Annotated in this window: 15 protein-coding genes; 5 read left to right on the forward strand and 10 right to left on the reverse strand. The window is 42.0% G+C overall.

Translation table 11 applies throughout. The features are described from left to right. Window positions 1-239 precede the first annotated feature (239 nt). From IXB50_RS01310 to IXB50_RS01330, 5 genes are all read right to left on the reverse strand, one after another. The gene (locus IXB50_RS01310) at window positions 240-1,394 is read right to left on the reverse strand and encodes a CapA family protein (RefSeq protein ID WP_215607129.1); all 1,155 of its coding nucleotides are present in this window, start codon (window positions 1,392-1,394) and stop codon (window positions 240-242) included. A 9-nt stretch (window positions 1,395-1,403) separates the two neighbouring features. Beyond that, window positions 1,404-2,159 carry a sulfite exporter TauE/SafE family protein gene (locus IXB50_RS01315; RefSeq protein ID WP_215607130.1) on the reverse strand — a complete coding sequence of 252 codons (756 nt, stop codon included), beginning with the start codon at window positions 2,157-2,159 and terminating at the stop codon, window positions 1,404-1,406. Between the two features lie 100 nt (window positions 2,160-2,259). Beyond that, window positions 2,260-3,120 (reverse strand): aspartyl/asparaginyl beta-hydroxylase domain-containing protein, encoded by an 861-nt coding sequence (locus tag IXB50_RS01320; RefSeq protein ID WP_215607131.1) that lies wholly within the window; start codon window positions 3,118-3,120, stop codon window positions 2,260-2,262. Between the two features lie 88 nt (window positions 3,121-3,208). Next, a complete protein-coding gene (locus IXB50_RS01325) occupies window positions 3,209-4,114 on the reverse strand; it encodes a GNAT family N-acyltransferase (RefSeq protein WP_215607132.1) in 906 nt (301 codons plus the stop codon). A 701-nt stretch (window positions 4,115-4,815) separates the two neighbouring features. Beyond that, window positions 4,816-4,974 (reverse strand): hypothetical protein, encoded by a 159-nt coding sequence (locus IXB50_RS01330; RefSeq protein ID WP_215607133.1) that lies wholly within the window; start codon window positions 4,972-4,974, stop codon window positions 4,816-4,818. Between IXB50_RS01330 and IXB50_RS01335 the strand changes: the two genes are divergently transcribed. Further along, on the forward strand, window positions 4,973-5,332 hold the full coding sequence (locus tag IXB50_RS01335; protein WP_215607134.1) for a hypothetical protein: 360 nt from the start codon (window positions 4,973-4,975) through the stop codon (window positions 5,330-5,332). The genes IXB50_RS01330 and IXB50_RS01335 overlap by 2 nt on opposite strands. 41 nt (window positions 5,333-5,373) lie before the next feature. Here the strand turns inward: IXB50_RS01335 and IXB50_RS01340 are convergent, their stop codons facing one another. The 3 genes from IXB50_RS01340 to IXB50_RS01350 are packed head-to-tail and all read right to left on the reverse strand — an operon-like array spanning window position 5,374 to window position 8,163. Beyond that, the gene (locus IXB50_RS01340; protein ID WP_215607135.1) at window positions 5,374-6,012 is read right to left on the reverse strand and encodes a hypothetical protein; all 639 of its coding nucleotides are present in this window, start codon (window positions 6,010-6,012) and stop codon (window positions 5,374-5,376) included. Between the two features lie 4 nt (window positions 6,013-6,016). After that, window positions 6,017-7,237 carry an MFS transporter gene (locus IXB50_RS01345; RefSeq protein WP_215607136.1) on the reverse strand — a complete coding sequence of 407 codons (1,221 nt, stop codon included), beginning with the start codon at window positions 7,235-7,237 and terminating at the stop codon, window positions 6,017-6,019. Window positions 7,238-7,263: 26 nt separating this feature from the next. Then, complete coding sequence (locus IXB50_RS01350; RefSeq protein ID WP_215607137.1) at window positions 7,264-8,163, reverse strand: alpha/beta fold hydrolase; 900 nt, start codon at window positions 8,161-8,163, stop codon at window positions 7,264-7,266. A gap of 257 nt (window positions 8,164-8,420) precedes the next feature. On the opposite strand from IXB50_RS01350, the gene IXB50_RS01355 reads away from it, so the two are divergent. From IXB50_RS01355 to IXB50_RS01370, 4 genes are all read left to right on the forward strand, one after another. Then, the gene (locus IXB50_RS01355) at window positions 8,421-8,954 is read left to right on the forward strand and encodes a DUF6512 family protein (protein WP_215607138.1); all 534 of its coding nucleotides are present in this window, start codon (window positions 8,421-8,423) and stop codon (window positions 8,952-8,954) included. A gap of 395 nt (window positions 8,955-9,349) precedes the next feature. Beyond that, on the forward strand, window positions 9,350-10,366 hold the full coding sequence (locus tag IXB50_RS01360) for an aromatic ring-hydroxylating dioxygenase subunit alpha (RefSeq protein WP_215607139.1): 1,017 nt from the start codon (window positions 9,350-9,352) through the stop codon (window positions 10,364-10,366). 26 nt (window positions 10,367-10,392) lie between these two features. Beyond that, the gene (locus IXB50_RS01365; protein WP_215607140.1) at window positions 10,393-11,433 is read left to right on the forward strand and encodes an aromatic ring-hydroxylating dioxygenase subunit alpha; all 1,041 of its coding nucleotides are present in this window, start codon (window positions 10,393-10,395) and stop codon (window positions 11,431-11,433) included. Between the two features lie 154 nt (window positions 11,434-11,587). After that, window positions 11,588-12,340 carry a methyltransferase family protein gene (locus IXB50_RS01370; RefSeq protein WP_215607141.1) on the forward strand — a complete coding sequence of 251 codons (753 nt, stop codon included), beginning with the start codon at window positions 11,588-11,590 and terminating at the stop codon, window positions 12,338-12,340. A 10-nt stretch (window positions 12,341-12,350) separates the two neighbouring features. On the opposite strand, the gene IXB50_RS01375 is transcribed toward IXB50_RS01370, so the two are convergent. After that, complete coding sequence (locus tag IXB50_RS01375; protein ID WP_215607142.1) at window positions 12,351-13,367, reverse strand: aromatic ring-hydroxylating dioxygenase subunit alpha; 1,017 nt, start codon at window positions 13,365-13,367, stop codon at window positions 12,351-12,353. Between the two features lie 355 nt (window positions 13,368-13,722). Further along, complete coding sequence (locus IXB50_RS01380) at window positions 13,723-14,787, reverse strand: hypothetical protein (protein ID WP_215607143.1); 1,065 nt, start codon at window positions 14,785-14,787, stop codon at window positions 13,723-13,725. Between the last annotated feature and the right edge of the window lie 136 nt (window positions 14,788-14,923).

Raw genomic sequence — 14,923 nt, forward strand, 5'->3', positions numbered from 1 at the left:
TGCTGAAAGTTAGCATATGGGCACCCTGGTTAATCGTGAACTATTAGTGTAACGAAGGGAGTGAGCAATCTAGCAGAACCTTCATAACCAGTTACCCACCAGTCCGGACGGATCACATACCTGACATAAACTTTGCCTATGTCTAGAACCGTCTGTGCCCGAAACTCCCTGAGATAGAAAGAGGGCGTGCAGGACTAACTCGCACTCACCCTGATCCCCATTCAGAATTCACACCATCGCTATTCTTCGTGAAATTCAATCAGGCGTCCGTTTGTGGGCTGAACTGGACGAGCATTCATCGGGTAAAGCTGTTCAAAGGATCTATCTGGCAAAGCATATATCCGGTTTAGAATTTTGTAAGCATCCTGGTCTTTAGGATCTACCGAACGGAGAGAATTACTTTGGCGATCATGCACAAATGGATGTAATTGATACCCAGCCACTTTCCCTCGCTTGCTGCCTTTAGTAAACAACATGATTTCCCATAGTGCGCCCAGACGACTTGACAGAGAACGAGAAATCTCGATGTTCCCTTGCAAAAAATTACCCGAGCTGTAGAGTATGTGACAATCACCAAATTTTTCGATTGGCTGTAATACATGAGGGTGGCAGCCACCTACTATATCGACATCTTGGGCAGCAAGGGTTTTCGCAAAATCACGGGTAGCACGGGATGGAAAGTGTTGATATTCATAATCCCAATGGGGCAATACTACTGTTGTATCAACTGCATCGGAAGATAATAGCTCAGGGGCCTGTTTGCTATGCAATATGCCAAAATTTGTTGGGTCTCTAAAGCCATTTTCTGTAGAATTGTTGAGCCAGTGGGTCCATGCCCAAATCCCTACACTCAGGCCTGATGGTAATGTACGCACAAGATGGGTAGGACGACCTTCTGTGATCTGTCCCACCGTATCGATGTGATGTTTTGAAAAAGTTCTAAGTGTGGTTTCAAGACCCTGATCGCCAGCATCTTGGGCATGATTATTGGCCACACTAATCACCAGACGATCGGTTGACACACCAACTTTTGAAAACAACTTCACCAGGAAATCAGGATCAATCGCTTGCTCCCAAAGATTATCGCCAGTACGTTCTCCACATAACCCGGTGAGATTACCAATGACCAGGTCAGCACGGCTAAAAACTTGTCGCAGTTTATCGTCGATTATGGGTACTGCAGATAAGCCAACTAAATCGCCAAAAAACACTAACCGTACGAGGCTATTATCTTCCTGTGCAGGTCGGCGGACTAGCGGTGCTGGGGAAACCCCAGAATGATTTCTGAATGAAGGTTGATGGGCGTACCAGGGATACGCCAGGGTATAGGAAAGAGGGTAAGGCGAAACCGCTAAACCATCTTTAAACTTTTGCACCATGCGGAGTAGTTTCATAATCACCTCTTAGTGTAAAGAGCGTATGGTTAACAGTGTGGCGATACCAAGCAAATAAAGACCTTGCATCCGTCGAATTCGATTGATTGGCACTTGACGGCTCCAGTGACTTGATAGTCCAGCACTGAGTATTCCTGGAATCAGCATCTTTCCCGCTGCCCATAGATCAATTTGTCCTGATTGCAAGTAGGGTATTACCCCCATAGCGGCGGCTGAAATCCCTAAACAGAGGCTGAGGGCCATAGCTCGTCTAAACGCTACACCAAGCATACGATTGAGAGCAGTAGCAACAATGATGTTGCCACCACCGCCCACTAATCCTGCCATAAAGCCTGACGCTGCTCCCGTAAAACCAATCTTTGCGAAAATCTGTGAATTTAATTGGGATGGCTTTGCAGTGCTGTTAGTTCTTGAGGTTGAAGATTTGGACTTTAGCAACGATACTCCCACAATCAACAGTAAAACAACAGCAAGCACTTCGAGAAAACGCTCTGGCATTTGTAGCGAAACCTTGGCACCACCGTAGGAGGCTACCATCGCAGGAATACAGATGACTGGGATGAGTTCCATAGCAAGCCCTACCTGCTGTACAAGAGGGATCAGAGTCGCTGCCATGGTAAAGACCTGTATACTCAAACACAGTCCGATCACGCTATGAACATTTACCCCTGCCAACAGTAGGATAGAAAGGACGACTGCCATGCCATTGGCCCCGGTAAACCCCGTGACCAGTCCATTTACGATTCCAGCAATGATGTATATCATGAGAAACTCTTCGCATCTTTTGAGAACAGCCATGAAACCCTTTCAGGTTCTTCCTGTAGTTGTTCCATAGACTCAGCAGGAACAACACCTTTAGATTACGTCAGTGGGCATTCACACTTATTTTTTGCTTAAGCTGTAGCAATGTCTTATAAGTGTCAGTTTGAGTGAACTTGTTTTCGATTTCAAAATAGGCCTGCCGTTCTATGGACGATAGTTCTGGATGCATAATACGCATCAGCATGATATACCGGTCACAATCTGTGTGATTCCAAGCCTCATGGACAAATGTGTCATCAAAGCCCAGACATTTGCCGTTTTCCCATATTCTTTTGATATTAGCGACACGAATACCAAGATCACCGGTCGGTATGCGCAGTCCCCAATGCATCCGTAAGCATGCATTTTGTCCTCCACAGTGGGGGGGCAAGTGTAAACCAGGAGACATCAATGCAAAATATGTTTTGCACAGAAAGTTTTGGCTTGCTAGTTCAGTTAGGATTTCTCCAATCTTTGGAAAGCGAGCTAAGGCTTCAGGAATAACTTGCCCTTCTTCCGTCACAAGATTGTAGGAACGCCAATTAGCATTAGTCCCGAAGTAACCTGTAGCTGTGCCATCAAATGAATCTTGAACAGTCTGTAATCCCTGCTCGAACTCTGAGGACAACAGGTGAAATTGACTCTCTAATGATGTTAATAATGAAGAGATATGATCAGGGAAATCGGATGTTGCCCAGTAGGGTTTTGCAGTTAAGTTTGGAAAAAGTCGAAAGTAAGGTTTTTGGCCCAGATCCTGATTTGTTAGTGGTGAACTGGTTGGCAGAGAGGTAAAGGTAAACGCAACATTTCGAAAACGTGTTAGTTCAGCATCCAGGGATGTTTCTACTTCGGCAACTGAAGCAATATAGTCTCTCTCAGCCGCTTGCTTTAGCGCTTGAAGCAGGTCCTGTTGTGAATGGTTCATTGTACACCTTCCTTTGGTCAGTATCTTGGTTGAATATTGGTGTTTCAGAGGCTGGCTCTGAGGTCTGCGATACCTAGAAGCAGCCATTCTAAGCGACCTTAGATAGCACTAAGGGGCAGCTTAGGAAATATTTTTTTTGAGAGATTATGAAGTGTATGACTTGCTCCAAGCAAGAAACTTTGCTTTCTAGAGACTTGAGATCAAGTTCTCGAAAACGTTGAGGATTAGTACTTGTGTAAGAATCCATAAACTGCTTTTTTTGTTTCTCTTTGATGGAAGCCGTTGGCAGTAGTAGGGCCGCTGCGATCGCATTACCAAACCCCTTGCTATAGGCACTGCCAAAATACTGAATATCATCACCGCCCGTTCTAAGGTATGTATTTATGAGCGGTGGTATTCCCTGCTCCATATCTTTCAGTAGCTTTTTGAGATAGGCAAACTCCGTTGCATAGTCTCCACCTCTAAAAGTTGAGTTAGTGTCAACAACAACCCGTACATTTTCCTTAGGATGTAATAGCTGATTAACATTAAGGTGATAGAGCTGGAGAAACTCTATCAAAAGGTTTCGAGCCGGTTGAGGATAGGTGGAGGGAATCGTCACCTTGCCAAAAATATATTTAATATTGGGGTACTCTCGGAGTAAAGCACCTAGCCCTTGCCAAATAGCAAACAATCCAATTTTGCAATTTTTTGCGTTACGATTAACCACCGAACGACCTAGCTCAACTGTTTTGTTTAAGTAATCTGTTTGGAAGTTCTGACAAAATTCAAATTGGTCAGCCGTAGAGAGCCTAATGCTACCATCGGATTGGATTGCATCTTGGCAAAAAATATAACGATACATGGAAACAATTTCCTGATTGATCGGATCCCAAGCCACAAGTTGGCGATAAGCGTTAGGTCCATAATCAAAGGTATCAATATCTTTAGCCTTACCTGTGTCAACCCCTTCACGACGAAACTCTACTGTTCGAATCCGTCCAATTTCAGACATCACTTGGGGTGAGTCCTCTGCGGTGACAACATATATTTCTAAGCCTTTGCAAGTTCGAATTAGCTTATTTTTTGTCAGTTCAGATGATAGTATCTGTTTGTCAATAGGTAGAGTTTTGACTGGGGTAATGGGAGAGGCTACGGTTTGATTAGAAACAATCTTAGATGGTGTTCTGCAAGTTATGTTCATTGGTCTACTTCGTGGGTAATTGGTGAGGACCATTTTTGGAAACTTGAGCAATAGTTTGCTAAAGAGTCTGATGAGTACTCTTCTCAAGCTGTTGTATTTACTATCGCTAGAATCTTGGGTCGAAACAATCCTGAAAAGTTCAGGTTTATTGGGATACAACTTCAGATTTATTCAGGTCTTAAATTCATAAATCCTGTTCTTTTATCTAGGAAGCTGAATAGAATTTGTGGGTATCAACTTAATGCGGGACGTTTTCTGGAAGATAGCAGTTGGTAGTTAGTCGTTAAACTCCAGTCAGGGATTAACTAACTACCACGAACCACTAACTTCCTTACCTGATAAAAATTTCCCGGCTTACGCGGATACCCGGAATGAGAATTCAATTAGGTTCTATCTTTTGATGTACAGGTTGCCATGGCAACCTCTTCAGACATATTTTTTGGATCTTATAAAATCCTTATCCCTAAAGACCAATAATTCATTTGATTAGTCGCTTTTCTTACAAATGTGATCTACGTCAATCCATCACTATGACGACAATCACTAATTTTCACAACACCTGAATAAACCTGAACTTTTACCTGAATAAACCTAAACTTTTCAGGATTTTTTCTGCCATTGATAATTGACATCATAAAGCCATGAGCAGCAGCAAGAGGGGCAGACATCATGGTTGACCAACTTACTTTCCAAATCGATCAATCTACTAAAAATCAGCAGATATCCCAGATTGTAGAAAGTGAAATGTTTCGTCAATTGAAAGCTCAGAGGGCCATGTTTCAACAATTGAGGAATACAAAACGTCAACCTGTTACTAATGTTCTAGACCCCACTCAGATGCTAGACAGTGTGATCAATAAGAGGCACCAGGCCACTGAGCAAAACGATGTTCGCAGCTCACAGATAAAAGCGTTTAAGATTGACATCGAACAATCTACCAAGACTGAACAGGTGATTCAAATTATTGGTAATGTGACGTTCCAAAATTTGAAGGCTCAGGCAGCTGAATTTAAGCAATCTAGAAAGTAATACAATCGTCCGCATATAAACCATCAAGAGGTTTTTAACTTCTACAAAAGCAACTGGCTGGCTACCAGGCTAGCCATCAGGATAATCTCTACGCCGGAACCGATGGCTGGACCGAAGACAGTTGTTGGAGGTACTCCACTGCCTAGCAGCATAGTGAGAGATCCTAGAAATAGCCAGGGAAAACCAACCTGTTGCCATAGAAGGATACCAGCCATAATCATCAAGGAGATCACTAAAATGGTGGGAATCTCTTTGCTGGGCACGACTTCCTTATACCGTAGGGTATTAGAAAAGACGATAGGTCTGAGGGTTAACCGAGTCATGCGGGTTAACACTTCAATTAATACTAAGCCTATGGCCAGAGCCCAAGTGAATGGATAAATGAGGGGATGACTAACCCAAACAATTTCAGCAATCTTAAGTATTTGTAGCGTAACTACTAATAACAAAGGGGAAAAAAGGCCATGACACCAATACCTTAGTTGATTGAGGAACTTTAAGTATTGACCTTCGCCGATGGTATCTCCAACGGTAATAATCAGGTTGTCATAAACTAAGCCCCCTAGTACTAGCAATAATATGACAGTTCCTTGGTTTGGTGACTTATCTAATAAATAAATTCCTACTGCTAATAGCAGTAGGTGGGCGCTAGTATAGGCTGAATAAATAAGTTTTCCCATCACACTAACTGTGAACCGTTTCTAATGTACGCAAATTGAGCATAATGCATCCTAGAGCCACTAGGATTAAGGCACTACCAATGCCAAACGGTGCCCACGTGCCAATGTAATCAAAACTGAGGCCTGCCAGTATGGGGCCTAAGATAGTAGCTAGACTTTTCAGACCTTGATTTCCACCGATGGTTTTACCCTGTTCTTTGTCAGATACTTGATTTGAGATCAGTCCTCGGATTGCTGGGGTAAAAAAGCCCATACCAATAGATAGAAAAGCCATACTGGTATACAGTAACGGATATACGAGCGAACTATTGGGTTGAATCAGCGCAATCATCAACATGCTGAGACTGACACAGATTAGGCCCGAGACGGTTACAGTTGCCTCACCCCACCTAGGTAAAATTTTTCGAATTAAAAATCCTTGGATAAAGGTAGATGTAACCCCTAAAAAGACAAAAATCACCCCAGATTCCAAAGGAGTCCAGTTAAATTTGCGAAATAAGAACAACACAAACGTACTGGTGAATCCAATAAAGGCTAGATTGAAAATAAAGTTTCCCCATACTAATCCCTGAATTCTATGATTTTTCACCAATTTGAGGATTTGATAAAAGGGATTGAGATCTCCTAATTCAAAGGATTCTCGATTCTCTTTCTTGAGGGATTCTGGCAGGGTGAAATACCCAAGGGCAAGATTAAAAAAGGCTAGACCTGCAGCAAAGAAGACCGGCAAGGTTAAATAAACATTGGCTAAAATGCCACCGAGAGCGGGACCTAAAATAAAGCCTAAACCAAATGCAGCCCCGGTTAAGCCAAAATTCTTGCCACGATCTTCAGGAGCAGATGTATCGGCAATATAAGCTAGTGCAGTAGAATCTGTTCCCCCCGTTAAACCGTCCAAGATTCTGGACAGAAATAAGACCCATAATGCTCCTGCCCAACCAAACATTAATAAGGATAGGGCAGTCCCCAACACACAGATCAACATGACTGGGCGACGACCAAAGCGATCTGAAATCACCCCAGTGGCGGGAGTGGCGATAAATTGAGCAATGGAAAATGAAGCGGTGAGCAAGCCCAGTGTAAGGGCATCGGACCTAAACTGATCCACCAAGAACGGCATGACTGGAATCAGAATAGTCAGACCAAAGCGATTAATTAAAACCGTAATAAAGATAAAAAACAGTGGGGAAATTTTGGAAAATGCTTTTTTATTACGGCGAGTCATACCTGTTATGAATAAATTTGTAGAGGTTAGTCTTTGGGTAGGCTATGCTTGGCCAACCAGCTTCGCAAGAGCGGGTTCACTAAATCAGGGGCATCATCTTGAGGACAATGGCCAATGCCCTCTAGAGGAATAAACTCTTCTACTGCTGGAAATTTAGCCAGTTCTTTGCCGAGTTCTATATTTTCCCAGGGATCGGCGGTTCCCCACAGAATTAACACAGGACAATTAATCTGGGGCAAGAGGTCTTCTGCTAATGGCCCTTGAGAATATCTCAGGAAAGATAAAAAGACATCAACAGCTCCTTGTTCTCTGGCAGGCTTTAGAAACATCTCTACCAATTCATCCGTGACAGCTCCAGGCCTGCCGTAGGCCTGGAGCAACACTTTTTTAAGGGCTTTGGGTTGAGCAAACTGGGAGAAGAAAACGTTACCGATGGGTTTAGCGGTAATAACCTTTTGGAGAACAGGAAATAGAAAACGCTGATACCAGGGAGCTGTTGCTAGTTTTCTTTCATGCTGTAGCCTTAGAGCACAGTCTAACAATGCAATACCACGCACTGTATCTGGTTGCATTACCGCAGCTTGTAGGGCAACAACACAGCCGATGGAATTTCCTATTAAAAAAACAGGGTTTCCAATGAGTTCCTTACAAAAATCAACAATTTGTTGTCCCCAGGTTTCAAATGTATAGTCTAGGGGATCGCCCGGTTTAGGTTTGGCGGAAAAGCCATAGCCCAGCAAGTCGATGGCATAGACCTGATAGTCCTGCGCAAGGACGAGGATATTTTTGTGCCAATGATCAGAGGAGGCTCCAAAACCATGAATCAAAAGTACACAAGGCCCTATACCACCGGCTCTTTGATAGCGAATTAGAAATCCTTGCCAGTACCAATATTGTGTTTCTACAGGAGTAGCTATGGATTCCATGACGCACAATATACTTTACTTGAGTTTAGAATACATTCCGCTCTTCCAAACGGACTCATGGTTATCTCTTAAAGAAAATCTGCACACAAGAGAACTGGCCAAATAGTCTTTACTTAAGCGCTCCTAGAATCATTAAATTTTGTTAGTTTCTCAGTACAATTCTGGGGATACCGATTAATAACGATAAATAAAATTTACATGCTGTCTTTGCCAAACTTGATAGCTTTAGTTTAAAGAGTGCTCAAGGGTGCGTAGATATGAACTCAAATTTTCCTTGGCTGAAATTTCTGGTAGGCATTATTCTTTTTTCTTTTTGGCATCAGTTATATGATTTCTTCCCTAGCACTTGGGCAGCAGTTTTAGCCGAAGGTGAGCAAGAATCTAACTTTGCCCATATGAAAATGCTTTTTTATCCTTATCTACTTATTAGTTGTTTTGATTACTATCTACGTCGTCGCCACCATAAGTTTGTTGGATCATCATTTTTCTTTGCCCGACTTCTTATTCTCGTAACGGTTCCTTGGACCTTCATATCTGTTTTTTATGTACCTGATGCCCTTGGCATTGAATTTCCAACAGCTATAGAACTTTATTTTTCAATTATCATTTCTTGGCTAGGTGTTTATACAGCCATTATCCTTGAAAAGCCTCTAGAAAAGATAGAATACGGTCCTGCCCTCAAAAGTCTCCTCATTCTTTTCTTTGCGTCTGCCCTCATCATCTATACAAGTTTTTCGTTTCGCACCCCCCATTTTGGTTTTTTCGAATTTCATACACACGACTCTGAATAAAGTGAAAAGTTACATATATCTGCGACTTATCTGACGATGATTCGCTCATGGAGGATTAATCCCAATTCCTTGGCCAGACATTGGTGAAGAGTCATACCCCAGAAACAATTGTTGGTTGAGCAAAGTCGAAGGAGGACTTTGACTTTAATGATAAGGACAGGCCAGAGGATAGCATTTAAGCGATTGGGGGAGCACAAAAAAAACTGTCAACTTTTACGTGTTATTAAGCACACTAACTTCTAAGTACTTATACGGATTACTATGAATAAAATAATAATGATAGTTTATTTAGTGCTCTGAACTTTGCCTATCGTCTATCGCAAGCTTCATACAAAAAATCGAGTAGATTATCTACTTGTTAGCTTTCAAGGCTTGCTGTTTTCCTAGAGAGAGCCATGTTACAGAATTTCTGGTATGCGTGTGAGTTTAGCCATGCGGTTACTCATGCCCCCAAGCAAATCGAGCTGTGGGATCAAAGAATTGTCTTGTATAGAGATGATTCTGATCATGTGGTTGCCCTCAGAGACGTTTGCCCTCATCGCGGTGCAGCTCTTTCTCTTGGAAAAGTTCATGGAGATTGTATCCAATGCCCCTATCATGGTTGGCAATTTCAAACAGATGGAACTTGCACCAAAATCCCCTCCAATCCCTCTCATACTGCTATACCACGTAGGGCAATCGTTAAAAGTTATCCTGTCCAAGAAAAGTACGATTTCATCTGGCTATTCTGGGGCGATCTTCCGTTTGAGAAACAGCCAGCATTGCCAACTATAGAGTCATTCCCGCGTTCGTCTTTTCGACCTATTTATCACGAAGTAACGATTCATTGTCACTACAGTCGGGTATTCGAAAACTTACTCGATCCTGCCCATTCGACCTTTGTACACAGTGACTCATTTAGTCCTCACTCGGTAGCAGATTTACCTCGCCGTCTTGCAGAGATCAAGTTTTTTCCAAATAGTATTGGTGGCTCTTTTTATCGAATTATTCAAAAAACTGTACCAAAATGGAAGATATTAGCATTTTGGGAAGCCCTTTTTGGTGGGAAAAAAGTGAGTCAGACTAAATCAAGCACACGCTTTTACCTGCCCAATTTCATAGCGGAAACTCTCGATGATAAAATCAAGTTTCGTCATTTCTTTGTTTTGTGTCCTGTCAATAATGAAAAGACTATTATAAAAATTATTTCATATCGTAATTTTTTAATGCATCCTTTGGTAGACGGCTTATTCCAGAAATTTACAGATAAGGTTTTTAAGGAAGATCAGTTAATTCTTGAGAGCTTAATGTCTTCTGATCAGTCTCCTGACGATTTGACTGCAGAGATTTATGTAGCAGGTGATGCCATGACGGTTGGCTATCGTAAGCTTCGTAAAAAATATCGAGGGGAATCTATACTCATTAACTCTTAAGATTTAGTGTTTTACTAGAGAAAGGCATGTTACAGAATTTTTGGTACGCTTGCGAATTTAGTCATGCTGTTACCGATCAGCCTAAGCAAATTGAGCTATGGAATCAGAAAATTGTCCTGTATAGAGATGTCTCTGGCAGTGTGGTTGCCCTCAAAGATGTTTGTCCCCACCGAGGTGCAGCTCTATCTCTTGGAAAAGTAGAGGGAAATTGTATTCAATGCCCCTATCATGGTTGGAAATTTCAACCGGATGGAGCTTGCACTACAATCCCCTCTAATCCTCTTCATGTCCCGATTCCTCGTAAAGCAAAAATCCCTGTATACTCCGTTCAGGAAAAATATGGGTTTATCTGGTTATTTTGGGGTGATCTTTCTATTGAAAATCAGCCACCACTACCAACGATGCCTGATTTTTCCGACCCAGCCTTTCGAACAATTTATGTCGAAAGAAAGGCGAATGCTCATTATAGCCGGGTAATAGAGAACCTGATTGATCCAGTTCACGCAGCCTTTCTTCATGCGAATTCTTTTGGTGGTGGTATTGCAAAGGCTCTCCCTAGCATCACCAAAGCTAAGGTTGTGATGGATGATTTTGGGGCAAGTCTTTCTGTAGATGTCCCTCAACCTGTATCAAGATTCTGGAAGTTAGTTTACGGGGAGAAAAAACGGACAACAAACATAAGCTTGAGGTTTTGTCTGCCTAATGTAACATTTTTTTCCGTAGATTCTCATTTTCGAATGCGCCAATCCTATGCCGTGATCCCCGTTAATGATAATACAACCATCATAAAAACTATCTATTCTCGGACCCTTTTCAATTTTCCTTGGGCAGATGGCTTTATCCGAAAAATAACAATCCAAACATTTTTGGAAGATAAACCAACTCTTGAGAGCCAGAGGCCTAGTGTAGTTCCTAATGATTTGGCAGCAGAGATTCATGTGGCGGGTGATGCAATGACGGTTGCCTATCGCAAGCTTCGTAAAAAGAGTATGGAGATGAAGTATGCGGTTGAATCTTCAAGTTTTTCTACCCAACACCTGATGGAATCTGTCTCAACATCTGAATAAACCTGGGTGATGTTCTAAGTCTGCAGAAGATGGTTTAAGGTGAGAGAGAAATGAACGAGTATTTCCCAAAAAGAGAAGTATCAGTAGATTGGACAGTTTTGTATATTATTGTAGGCTGCACTTGTTTCTGTTATTTAAGAAGAGGAAACCTAAGATGATATCTGACAAATATTCTAAGGGTGAAGAGGATCGCGTCATAGATGCCTCAGAAGTGCATCTTGCTCCTCAATCCTCAAAGTCTTTTTCTCTTATAGCTTTTTCGGTTGTGGTTGCAATTATCGTCTTGACCGGACTTTTATTGGTACTTGGGCGTTGGTTGGGCTGGACAGTTGGTTGGATGTATTTAGGGATTGTGACCGCAACCTGGGGTATTCATCTAGCCTGTCTGCAGCGCTGGAACCCTGAATTACTCAAGAATCGTAAGAAAATTAATGAGGGAACTAAAACTTGGGATAAAGTTTGGTTTTCGGTATTCACGTTTTGTGTGATCGTCATTTATATGGTCGCAATCTTTGAGACCCTCTATGGTGTTTCCCATGTACCTGGGGTAGCGTGGTCGCTGGGCTTATTTATCTTTTTGACTGGCTGGGTGCTGGTTAACCAATCCATGGTTATAAATCCATTCTTTGAAAAGACGGTAAGAATTCAGACAGATCGTGGGCACCAGGTAATCGACAAGGGGCCTTATGCTTATGTACGTCATCCTGGCTATGTGGGTTTCTTGAGTTGGGTGGTTGCAACACCATTGTTACTTTCGTCAACTTGGTCTCTTATTCCAGTATTGATTGCTGTTATAGGGTTAGTGATTCGAACTGCCCTTGAGGACCGTGTTCTTCAATCGGAACTGCCTGGTTATGAGGAGTATTCAGATCGAGTCCGCTTTCGCTTGATCCCTGGAATCTGGTAGATCTATCAATTTATTTGGAGTTGTCTTCTTGGTGAGACTTAATGCCCCACCCCTTTTCCAGGCATTGGTGGCGGAGTTTATTGTAGGCCAACATTAATGCATCAGCGGGGGTATAGATTGTACCTGTGAGAGTACAGGGAGACATTTTAGGGTATTGGGACTCAACTATTGGTTTGTCTTCCAGGCTTATTTTTCGAGAATATGCATTAAAAATGCTGTCTGCCCAAGCATAAGGTAATATAGACCTCAACAAAATTCTTTTCGTGAGTGTGTTCGTTTCATCAACGGGAAGGTGCACAGAAAACAGAATCATTTTGTCACCGATATAGTTAATAGTAATATTGGGCATATAAAACCCACTCATTGTTTTTAATCCTTGAAAATCTTTGAATGCGTAGCTCATATACTTCCAAAAGAAACTCTTGGACTCTTGTTTTGGATGCATAATCATAATCTGTCCACCCCAGTCGCTTAGCTGTACATCGTGTTTAGGAATTTTGGGATCTTTAGCAGCTCCACTACCAAAGGTACTGGCATGGATAAAAGGAGTGTGAGCAGGATCAATTGTATTTTCAACAATTCGAGTATAGTGAGTATTCCACTTGAATTCCGAAGATATTACTCGCCAGGTTGGGTCTTCAAATTCAGAGAAGGCTGGCAAAGGGGGGCGTTCATTTTCAGGTAAGTCACCCAAAAATATCCAAACAAAATCATATTTTTCTTGGATGGGATAGACCGTTACATGGGCTGCTTTGGGAATATTTACATCTGGCTGATTAGCAGGGATTTCCACACAGGCTCCGTCTGCTTGAAATTGCCAACCGTGATAGGGACATTGAATACAATCTCCCTCTATTCTTCCTAAAGATAGAGAAGCACCCCGGTGCGGACATGTATCGTCAAGGGCAATCACCTGTCCCTTAGAATTGCGATACAAAACAAAATTCTGACATAGTAGAGTTATACGTTTAGGTGTATTTGTAATTGCTGAGCTAAATTCACAGGCATACCAGAAATTTTTCAACATGATTACTTTTGTGATTCTTTAAAGCATTCGAAAACCGAAATAGTGAAATTGCTAAGACTTATTGTTGTGGAATAAAATTGATTCTCTGAGTATCAACCAATTGGTGATCTTCTGTCACCAATTTAGAATTCAGTTGCTTGACTATGGGAGTATTGATTGTTGAGGGCAATTATCTGGTTGTTCGAATGCGGTACAGTACGAAACCCTGCTTAAATAAATGAATGGTCTTGAGATTATGGGTGATGGCTGAGCTGCGATCGCAGATGACCTACATTGGCTTTGTAATGCTGTTTATCGTAGTAGGCATCATCATGGCAGCTATCTAGTATGAACCGATCAAACATTGGCTAAGTCCTTAACCAATATCTTCGTTTTCCTCTGTAATTTTTTGATAACGCCTGAGTAATCGTTGAGGAAATAGAAAAACCAACCAAATTAATGCTGTAAGCAGCAATACCAGGGTGTATTCCATCATAGGGGCTTTCAAGATTCTGATAGCTAGCTCCCAGCGATCGTGATAAAACCATAAAACCCCTGCAATCCATAGCAGCAAAAATGTATAGCGCTGCCAAAGTTTAAAGCTAACCCCATGCATTTGGGTAATAATGAAAATAGCAGCAAATGCAAAGAGAAATTTAGCAGCCTGTTCGATACCTTGATCAGCTGTCATTAAAGCCACCAGGACTGCATGAATAACTACGATCGTTTCCAGGGCTAATGTCCACCAACGATTGAGATGATTTCGCGTGTAGAATAAGCTTCCTTGAAGCAACAGTAAGAGAACATACAGAGTACCCACTAAGTGACCGAGGGTGGTTTCTATGGGGTGAAACCAAAATGTATAAATAATCGCCCACGCAAAATAGTAACCATGATATTCTCTTAAGACCCTACCCACATCCTTGATAAAGGGAATCGGCACTGGTTGTCCCAACAACAAACCACGACGTTGGTGTTCCATGATCATGATCATCACCAACATCAGGATAACGGACCCCATGGAGGATGCTAAGGGCACATCAGGGGCTAGACCGTCGTACCAAATTTTGGTCTGTAAAATATGTAAGGCAACAAAAAAAAGATTGGTACCTAGGGCAATCGCATTGATAGGATGCAACCCCTTAGTATATTTAAGGTTTTGACGTTGAGCCGCATAGATAATGCCCCAGATTGTGACTTGGTGAAAGGCATAGCCAGCCCAAGCCGTAAAGTGAGTCCAGAATGTGGGGTCGGGCAGCTGCCAAAAATACCAAGAACTCCCTTTATCCTCCACAAAGTTAATGTGGATACTGTAGGGAGCTAGCAACAAGATAACGCCCATGATAGCTAAGCAAGCAGCAATCCCCCACCACAATGGAAATATAGCTTGACCACTACCCTTGCCTCCAGATTCGAGGGTAGTAGGTTGAGAGTTAGCCATGGTTTTTACATGCCTTAACTGAAATTCAAGTACACATGAACTTTATGTTATGGTACCGTTTTCTCGAAATGTAGAATGAACACAGTTAAAGTTATTTACTATTTAAGTCAGGAAAATCAAGCCAACTAAAGACAGA

This window comes from Leptothoe spongobia TAU-MAC 1115 (genome assembly GCF_018739885.1).
Classification (GTDB): domain Bacteria; phylum Cyanobacteriota; class Cyanobacteriia; order Phormidesmidales; family Phormidesmidaceae; genus Leptothoe; species Leptothoe spongobia.

Coding starts and splice junctions, on each gene's coding strand:
- IXB50_RS01310 (WP_215607129.1), bottom strand. CDS start 1,394: ATGAAACTACTCCGCATGGTGCAAAAGTTTAAAGATGGTTTAGCGGTT.
- IXB50_RS01315 (WP_215607130.1), bottom strand. CDS start 2,159: ATGATATACATCATTGCTGGAATCGTAAATGGACTGGTCACGGGGTTT.
- IXB50_RS01320 (WP_215607131.1), bottom strand. CDS start 3,120: ATGAACCATTCACAACAGGACCTGCTTCAAGCGCTAAAGCAAGCGGCT.
- IXB50_RS01325 (WP_215607132.1), bottom strand. CDS start 4,114: ATGTCTGAAATTGGACGGATTCGAACAGTAGAGTTTCGTCGTGAAGGG.
- IXB50_RS01335 (WP_215607134.1), top strand. CDS start 4,973: ATGGTTGACCAACTTACTTTCCAAATCGATCAATCTACTAAAAATCAG.
- IXB50_RS01330 (WP_215607133.1), bottom strand. CDS start 4,974: ATGATGTCTGCCCCTCTTGCTGCTGCTCATGGCTTTATGATGTCAATT.
- IXB50_RS01340 (WP_215607135.1), bottom strand. CDS start 6,012: ATGGGAAAACTTATTTATTCAGCCTATACTAGCGCCCACCTACTGCTA.
- IXB50_RS01345 (WP_215607136.1), bottom strand. CDS start 7,237: ATGACTCGCCGTAATAAAAAAGCATTTTCCAAAATTTCCCCACTGTTT.
- IXB50_RS01350 (WP_215607137.1), bottom strand. CDS start 8,163: ATGGAATCCATAGCTACTCCTGTAGAAACACAATATTGGTACTGGCAA.
- IXB50_RS01355 (WP_215607138.1), top strand. CDS start 8,421: ATGAACTCAAATTTTCCTTGGCTGAAATTTCTGGTAGGCATTATTCTT.
- IXB50_RS01360 (WP_215607139.1), top strand. CDS start 9,350: ATGTTACAGAATTTCTGGTATGCGTGTGAGTTTAGCCATGCGGTTACT.
- IXB50_RS01365 (WP_215607140.1), top strand. CDS start 10,393: ATGTTACAGAATTTTTGGTACGCTTGCGAATTTAGTCATGCTGTTACC.
- IXB50_RS01370 (WP_215607141.1), top strand. CDS start 11,588: ATGATATCTGACAAATATTCTAAGGGTGAAGAGGATCGCGTCATAGAT.
- IXB50_RS01375 (WP_215607142.1), bottom strand. CDS start 13,367: ATGTTGAAAAATTTCTGGTATGCCTGTGAATTTAGCTCAGCAATTACA.
- IXB50_RS01380 (WP_215607143.1), bottom strand. CDS start 14,787: ATGGCTAACTCTCAACCTACTACCCTCGAATCTGGAGGCAAGGGTAGT.